General features: G+C 41.2%; 7 protein-coding genes and 1 tRNA gene. 2 read left to right on the top strand and 6 right to left on the bottom strand.

Going from position 1 to position 7,740, the window contains the following annotated elements; all coding sequences use genetic code 11:
- Positions 1-148: 148 nt before the first annotated feature.
- A complete protein-coding gene (locus DW981_RS09830; protein WP_118507590.1) occupies positions 149-535 on the bottom strand; it encodes a hypothetical protein in 387 nt (128 codons plus the stop codon).
- A gap of 1,021 nt (positions 536-1,556) precedes the next feature.
- On the opposite strand from DW981_RS09830, the gene DW981_RS09820 reads away from it, so the two are divergent.
- Positions 1,557-2,534, top strand: coding sequence for an FAD-dependent oxidoreductase (locus tag DW981_RS09820; RefSeq protein ID WP_182434217.1), 978 nt, complete (start codon positions 1,557-1,559; stop codon positions 2,532-2,534).
- 199 nt (positions 2,535-2,733) lie between these two features.
- Here the strand turns inward: DW981_RS09820 and DW981_RS09815 are convergent.
- From DW981_RS09815 to DW981_RS09795, 5 genes are all read right to left on the bottom strand, one after another.
- A tRNA-Leu gene (locus DW981_RS09815) sits at positions 2,734-2,815 on the bottom strand.
- A gap of 240 nt (positions 2,816-3,055) precedes the next feature.
- Positions 3,056-4,042 carry a diaminopimelate dehydrogenase gene (locus DW981_RS09810; RefSeq protein WP_118507588.1) on the bottom strand — a complete coding sequence of 329 codons (987 nt, stop codon included), beginning with the start codon at positions 4,040-4,042 and terminating at the stop codon, positions 3,056-3,058.
- 255 nt (positions 4,043-4,297) lie between these two features.
- Complete coding sequence (locus DW981_RS09805) at positions 4,298-4,783, bottom strand: GH32 C-terminal domain-containing protein (protein ID WP_147352633.1); 486 nt, start codon at positions 4,781-4,783, stop codon at positions 4,298-4,300.
- 11 nt (positions 4,784-4,794) lie between these two features.
- Positions 4,795-6,114, bottom strand: coding sequence for an anti-sigma factor C-terminal domain-containing protein (locus DW981_RS09800; protein WP_118507586.1), 1,320 nt, complete (start codon positions 6,112-6,114; stop codon positions 4,795-4,797).
- A complete protein-coding gene (locus DW981_RS09795) occupies positions 6,104-6,604 on the bottom strand; it encodes an RNA polymerase sigma factor (protein WP_022024322.1) in 501 nt (166 codons plus the stop codon). The genes DW981_RS09800 and DW981_RS09795 overlap by 11 nt, the downstream gene beginning before the upstream one ends.
- Before the next feature lie 422 nt (positions 6,605-7,026).
- On the opposite strand from DW981_RS09795, the gene DW981_RS09790 reads away from it, so the two are divergent.
- Positions 7,027-7,695: a response regulator transcription factor gene (locus DW981_RS09790; protein WP_118507585.1), complete on the top strand. Its 669-nt coding sequence runs from the start codon at positions 7,027-7,029 to the stop codon at positions 7,693-7,695.
- The last annotated feature ends 45 nt before the right edge of the window (positions 7,696-7,740 follow it).

The following is a 7,740-nucleotide window of genomic DNA, read 5'->3' as shown; positions in this document are numbered from 1 at the left end:
ATCCTGATTTCTCTGCCCTGGCTCTACGTTTTCGGCTGGCAGGGTAGAGATTTCGGCTGGCCAGATCCTGATTTCTCTGCCCTGGCTCTACGTTTTCGGCTGGCAGGGTAGAGATTTAACTACTCCCAGTCTAAATCAGCGAGCCACTTTAGTTTAATTCTCTCACCTGTCCGTACATTTTCCCTTCGGATTTCTTGATTCCCACAAGAACTGTGAAATTCATTGTTCCACGTCCACCAAGAGCATTTTCACATTCTACAGAAGATTGCACTTTATAGCACTCATCAAATTCACCATCTCCATCCATCTTCGTTACATACGAACTCTCAAATGTTGGGAAAATTGCCGTAGATGGTGCATCCAATTGTTCCTTTACCAACTTGGTCGCAAAATTGTATACTTCTCCCTGTGTTGACGTATACGAAGCCGCCCCATTGATCGCATTATTCACATCCGGATTGCTACATCCTGTCCCAAATAATGCACACATGCAAATTGATAACGCTACTCCCATTGACATAAATTTTCTTTTCATTGTTATCCTCCATTTCTAAACAAAAATTATAAGTACAGTTCTAGTGTAACAAGCCCCTGTCATTCTTCTTTTCAAAATCTGCTGTTATAGTAACAAATATCAACCATGGATCACTCAGCGTATAAATTACTAAAACTTCCCATACCGGAAGTTACTGTAAGAACCACATATTGCTTATTATGTCGGTGGTCTAATTATATTTTGCAGCCGCTATATAGTGAATCCTGCCATCAAGAAACTATAGCAATTGCTTTGCCGCAATTAGTTTTCAATTATTAGGAAATTGCTGTTATGTAGCGTGACATCGCCAAGAATTGCTTTAGCAATTCTTGTAGAGCAAAACGCTGGTTTTGCTCTTTTTCAAAGTGATTTCTAGATTTTGTTGTCTCTGATGATTGATTTACATGCCTTTCGGAAACTCGAGGTCCCGGAAGCAAGGTGTTCATCATTTTTGAAAGGGACTTTGCGCTCGTCGTTACTTATGTCTCGTATTTCAGAGACATTAAGTAACGTGACGTAGCGCATCGTAGCGAAAGCGTCCCGTCCAAAAATGGATGATACCTTGCTAAACCGGGACATCTCAGACAATCCTTCAGGCATGTATTCATCAGAGACTTAACAAAATAAGAAATCACATAAAAACTCTGCGTTCTGCAGTAATTGCTTTAGTTTTTTTGATGGCAGGATAATTTACCTTGTTGGCTGCAAAATAGCTATTAGTTTTTTGACATAATAAGCAATATGTGGTCGTGTGAGATAATGAGGTATGGGAGGTTTGAATAAATTAATTTTGATTTGAAATACTATTCTTGAGATTATGGGAATCTTGAAAAATACCGGCTTTGGAAATTCCGTTTTGTGTGTGCTATTCTTTTGCAAAATAAAGAAGCTCATAATTTCGACAAACATTGATTATGTAAGGAGTTTATTATTGTTTGTAACTTAATTAACCATTGTACAGATGGCTAAAATCAAGGCTTTTTTGTGCAAAATATATAAGAAAGTGATAGAGAGGCAAATTATGTTAGATATAGTAATTATTGGCAGTGGTCCGGCGGGGCTATCTGCTGCCATATACGGTTCGCGGTCCGGTTTAGACGTTCTTGTTATCGAAAAAATTTCTCACGGAGTTGGACAGATTGCAGAAGCTGACTGCATTAATAATTATTTAGGATTTTCGTCCATTCGCGGTTTCGAACTGGGAATGCAATTTCGTACACACGCAGAAGCATGCGGCGTAAGATTTCAGGAAAGCGAAGCAATAAAGTTAGAACGAACTGATGCATGCTGGAAAATATATGCCAAAGATGGATCTTGCATCCAAAGTAAAACCGTGATCTATGCGGCAGGTGCCTCCCATCGCCATTTAAATGTTTTTGGCGAGGAAGCTCTTATCGGAAAAGGCGTTTCGTACTGTGCTACCTGTGATGGCACTTTTTATACAGGAAAAGATGTGGCGGTAATTGGTGGTGGCAACACAGCAGTCGGCGACGCATTATATTTATCCGATCTCTGTCACAAAGTCTATTTAATTCATCGCCAAAACTCATTCCGTGCAAATACAGAATCGCTGACCAACTTGAAAAGCAAAAAAAATGTCCACATTATCACCCCTGCAAAAGTAACAAAGATCATCGGCGAAGAGGCAATGGGGGTATTCGCTGTGCAGGTCGAAACAAATAATTCTACTATTCCGAACGAGACACTTCACAAAATATCTGATATTCCGAACGAGACACTTTCTAAAACATCTGATATTCCGGTATCTGGCGTTTTTGTTGCCGTTGGCAGACAGCCCGCAACAGATATACTGCAAGGCATTGTACCATTAAACGAACAGGGATATATTGTTGCTGACGAAAACGGACGCACATCCCTGGACAATTTTTTTGCAGCAGGCGATGTACGCAGCAAAGAAAATCGCCAGATTATAACAGCCGCGGCAGATGGCGCCAATGCAGCAATCAGTGCCGAAAAATATCTTACTGCAAGGATCTAAAATGTTATACATCTACCCTGCTCCAGCGTTTCGGGCTCGCAGGATAGATTTCTCAGCTATCTTTGTCTTGATTTCTCTACCCTGCTCCGACATTTCGGGCTCACGGGGTAGATTTTTATATCATATGAGGTAAACAGTCTTCTAGAATACAAAAAACAAGTCTCATGGAATCATTCTTCCATGAGACTTGTTTTAATAATGCGGATAACAGGAGTTGAACCTGCACGTCTGTTGACACTAGAACCTAAATCTAGCGCGTCTGCCAATTCCGCCATATCCGCATATTAATTTTGCTCTGTTTCCTAACAATAACAGATTGCAAAACAGACCTGCGCCCGCTTTTTCACAGCGCAAGTCTGATAATATCACATTTGAAATAAAATTGCAACTGGTACAGTCCCACAATTCACATTTCCATCTACGACTCATCGAATCACAACGAATCATAATTCAATTGTTGACTCGTCTTGTCCCAATCTATCACGGCGTATCTAATCCAACAACTCGCGTCTGTTATACAATTACAGCATTTTCGCACGTAATTCTTCACCACTCATACTGCTTAAGTATGCCGGTGGAATATCAAATACTGTCTTGCAGCCAAACTGTCCCTGCTCTGCCATGCGATAAGCAGCTCTAGCATAAGCAACAAGTACACTAGATGTAAATTCCGGATTGGAATCTAATTTTAAGCTATACTCAATGAGATGCTTATTTTCTTTATTCCAGCCGGTCACACCACTACGCAATACAAAACCGCCATGAGGAATACCACTATGATTTTTCTTTAATTCTTCCTCGCTAATAAAGTGCACTGTTGTATCATAATCTGCGAAATAGTTCGGCATTGTCTTAATCTCCTGCTCAACTTTCGCAGCATCTGCACCATCTTCTAATACTACAAAACACTCTCGGGTATGTTTCTGTCTCGTTGTAAGCTCAGGATTTTCCCCGGCACGAACTGCCTCTAATGCACTTTCTACCGGGATCGTATACTGCTTTGCATCTTTAACGCCATCAATACGGCGAATCGCATCAGAATGTCCCTGGCTGACACCCTTGCCCCAAAACGTATAGTCTTTACCCTCTGTAAGAATTGCATTTCCATACAAGCGATTCAACGAAAACATTCCCGGATCCCAGCCAACTGAAATCACAGCAACATGTTTGCTATCCGCTGCTGCCTTGTCCACGTCAGCGAAATGCTCTGGAATACGCGCATGTGTATCAAAGCTGTCAATCACATTAAAATACTGTGCATACTTCGGTGTCTGCTCCGGCAGATCAGTAGCACTTCCACCACACAAAATCATCACGTCAATTTTGTCTTTCCAATCCGTTATCTCATCAACCTTACAAACAGTTGCGCTATCGGTCAAAATAGATACCTGCGATGGGTCTCTTCGTGTAAAAACAGCAACCAGCTCCATGTCATCATTCTGACGGATCGCACACTCTACACCACGTCCCAGATTACCATAGCCTAAAATTCCAATTCGAATACTCATATTAATCCCCATTTCTATATAATTTTATGTTGCGAAGTATGCACTATCGCACACATTTCCAGTGTAATACATCTCTCCCAAATTTTCAACGTATCTCCTCAGCAGAAAGAACTCCCCCACTCATCACCACGCTCTTTCAACTTAACCATATTTCTGCCACTTCCCCATACTTCATATAAACCACACATATTTGCGGGCACATCTCCCATGTGTGGTAAAAACTGCACAAGGATCCGATCATCACAGCTGCCATGCCTAAATCATTTCAGCCTGTCCCAAAAATCGTACTGTTGCAGCTTTCTCCGGAAAAAAGATACGGCTGGTCATCACAATCTCACCATCATTGATATAAATCTCTAAGATAGAAACATCCATTAAAATCTGGATTTTATGAACTGCCTCGCACCTCGCCACGCGTTTACCACGCCCGGCACCACTATCATCAGTAAACTGTAATGTAACAAGCCCTTTCTCATAGAATAACGAGCATCCGGTGCCGATCTGCACACAAATAGCAGCCGACGATGAACCGGCGATTCCGTCAAAGATCAGCTCTCCGCAACCATTATCCAGTACATATGATTCCTTTTCCGGCAAGATTTCTTTTTTCCTTAGCTGTCCCAATTCACGGATAGGTAATTGATAAATTTTCCCATTATGATAGCGAAGCTCGCGCGGCACTGTCAGACTATGCTGCCACCCTTCATTCGTAGGATTGCTGCTATATTCTAATAATTGCACACTGAGGCTCATTATATCATTTCGGTCGTGTACACATATGATACATTGCCAATATCTTTTAACTTCTTCAGTTCCTTACCGATATCTTCCACATAATATCCATAAATATACAAACCATCTTTCTGAATACTATCAATCATCGAAGCATAATCCGTTTTCCCAGTGCCCTGATCGTTCTCGATCATTTTCACAATGTCATCGTTATCTTGCAAATATTGTAACATACTTGTCATGTGTTTGGTAACATCTTTTTCCTCCAAAACATTTTTCTTGGCGGATTCCTGCTCAGCAAGTGAAAATACTGTCAGCAGCGGATATTTTTTTTGGTCAAAGGCAAGACTGCTGCAACTGGTGTACATACGAAATCCTATATTTCCTGTATTGTACGTTGTATATTTGCTTTCCGTTTGGTCTTTATTTTTTACACTGATCGCACACCAGGTCGGCTCAAGATCATTCTTTTCCGCCAATGCTTTGAATTCAGAAAATGAATATACTTTATCCAAGCTGACATAGGCATGGTACATTTTTTCATCCTCCAACTTAGACAGCTCATCAAATACTTCTTTCTTCGTTCCGGCAATCCCTTCCGGCGTCTCCGCACTGGCTGTCGTCATCTCGCTTGGTGGATAAAAAACATTTGAGAATGGTTTTTGTACAATATTGGGATTATACAGAACCATATCATTTTTCGTGATCCTTCCTCCCACGTACTCAAAAATGCCATTGTGGGAGCTCGTCTGGTTGATCACGATGTCATAATTACCATAGCCGCTTCCTGTTGCGGCCGCAGAATCGCGATAGTTCTCCGGCAAAAACAACTCTGAATACACGGACATGTCCAAGGACAATTGATTGGTTTTATTTCCCTCTTCTGTGCCGACAATTTTATTTGGATCATAATACATGGCATCCTGGATCTCTGGAAGTGCAAACACCAAGAAACATACAATTCCTATAACGATCACTCCGGTAATAACACCATACTTAATAAATGTACGGCGTATTGCCCGCCTGATCAGCTTAGTAAACTCTGCCTCATGTCCGTCTTTTGGCACTGTGCCCTCTATGACATGGGTTCTCTGTCCGTCTTTTGGCACTGCAGCACCCACAATATTGACGTTTTGTCCGTCTTTCGGCACACTTCCATCTGTACTTTCGGTAGTTTGACCCCCGTCCTGTTCTACCTGTTCCTCAAACTCCATCTCCTCATTATCAAACAAATACTCGCTGATCGCATCCTGTTTCTCAATGTCTTGGCGTACCTGTTTGCGCTGTTCTTCCGGCAATTCCCCTGCCTTATATTTTTGCAATAATTCCCTATAGTTCATAACCCTGTCCCTCCATATAATTTTTCATCTGCTTCTTAGCACGATGCGCCGACACCCTTACATTTTCCGGTGTCATGTGAAGCACCTTAGCAATTTCTTTTTGTCCCAAGCCTCCAAAATACTGCATCATAACAATCTCTCGCTGCCGCTCCGGCAAATGCTCAATCGCATGATACAACAGGCGATTTCTTTCTTTCGACAGAATATTTTCTAATGGTATATTTGCCCTATCTTCCGCTTCGTTCTCATACTCGTCCACATACATGACTCGTCTGTTTTTGGACACCTCATTATAATACAGGTTGCGCGCCACCGTATATAACCATGCCCGCATGTTGGTATGACTTTGATCCAGCGAAAGCAGTGCTTTCAGAAATGTTTCCTGCGTCAGATCCGCCGCCCACTCATGATTTTTGCACAATGCATATACATACAAATATATTTCCTGATAATATGCATCGTACAACTTTTCTAAAAGCTGTTTATCCACTTTGTCAAGCTCCCCCTCCTTTCCTCATCTCGCACGTTGCTACAGATGGCGATTTTTCGTGCTATCTACCAATATAACAGATGAGTCATCGAAATGTTACACCATTTTCTAATTTTATTTTTAAAAGATTAGGGTGTTCATCATTTATGAAAGGGACTTTGCCATCTTTCCTTTTGACAGTATAATCCTTTAGAGGTTATACTGCTATCTAGATGCTAATACAACAAATAAGAAATCACCGGTCATATGATTTGTCAGATTTATGATACATTTTAGATACATAAGGTCGGTATAGTAAACGTGTGTTGAAGTTATGGAAATTTCCACACACAACTGTGTAAGCACGAGAGGACTTCCGGTTATAATACGCCTGATAGGGGACAGGCCGTATATAATAACCGTGACAGATATTGGACAAAGCTATGACTAAAATATTGATTGTAGAAGATGAAGAGGCTATTTCGAATCTGATTCGTATGAGTCTCTGCAAAACCGGTTACATATGTGAACAGGCATTTGATGGCGAAACTGCTGCAGACCTGATTGCAGAAAACAGTTACAACCTCATTTTGCTGGATATCATGCTGCCGGGCATTGACGGCTATGAATTGCTTGACTATATCAAGACGACACAAATGCCGGTCATTTTTATTACGGCGATGGGCACGTTGGATGACAAAGTGAAAGGTTTGAGGGCAGGAGCGGATGACTACATTACAAAACCATTTGAAATGATGGAATTGTTAGCACGTGTAGAAACCGTTCTGAGACGTTATCACAAAAGTGAGGAGAGGATCACGATTTTTGATACTGTCATCGACGTTCCATCACGTACCGTAACCAAACAAGGGAAGCAGATCATGCTGACACTCAAGGAGTTTGAGCTGCTTCTCTTCTTAGTGCGCAATAAAAATATCGCATTATATCGTGAAACTATTTATGAGAACATTTGGCAGAATGAATATATGGGTGACGGTCGTACTGTAGATCTCCATATACAGCGGCTGCGCAAAAAGCTACACTGGGAAGATAAAATAAAAACCGTATATAAAGTAGGGTATCGACTTGAAGTTGACATTGCGGGAATATAAAACGATTATCATAATTCTTCTGCAAAGTTACAAGACAGGTGGCAA

Origin of the sequence: Clostridium sp. AM49-4BH, from assembly GCF_003478335.1 — a bacterium.
In the GTDB taxonomy this organism is placed as follows: domain Bacteria; phylum Bacillota; class Clostridia; order Lachnospirales; family Lachnospiraceae; genus Butyribacter.
Note: the sequence above shows the minus strand (reverse complement) of the source record. Positions and strands in the feature narration are given on the sequence as shown.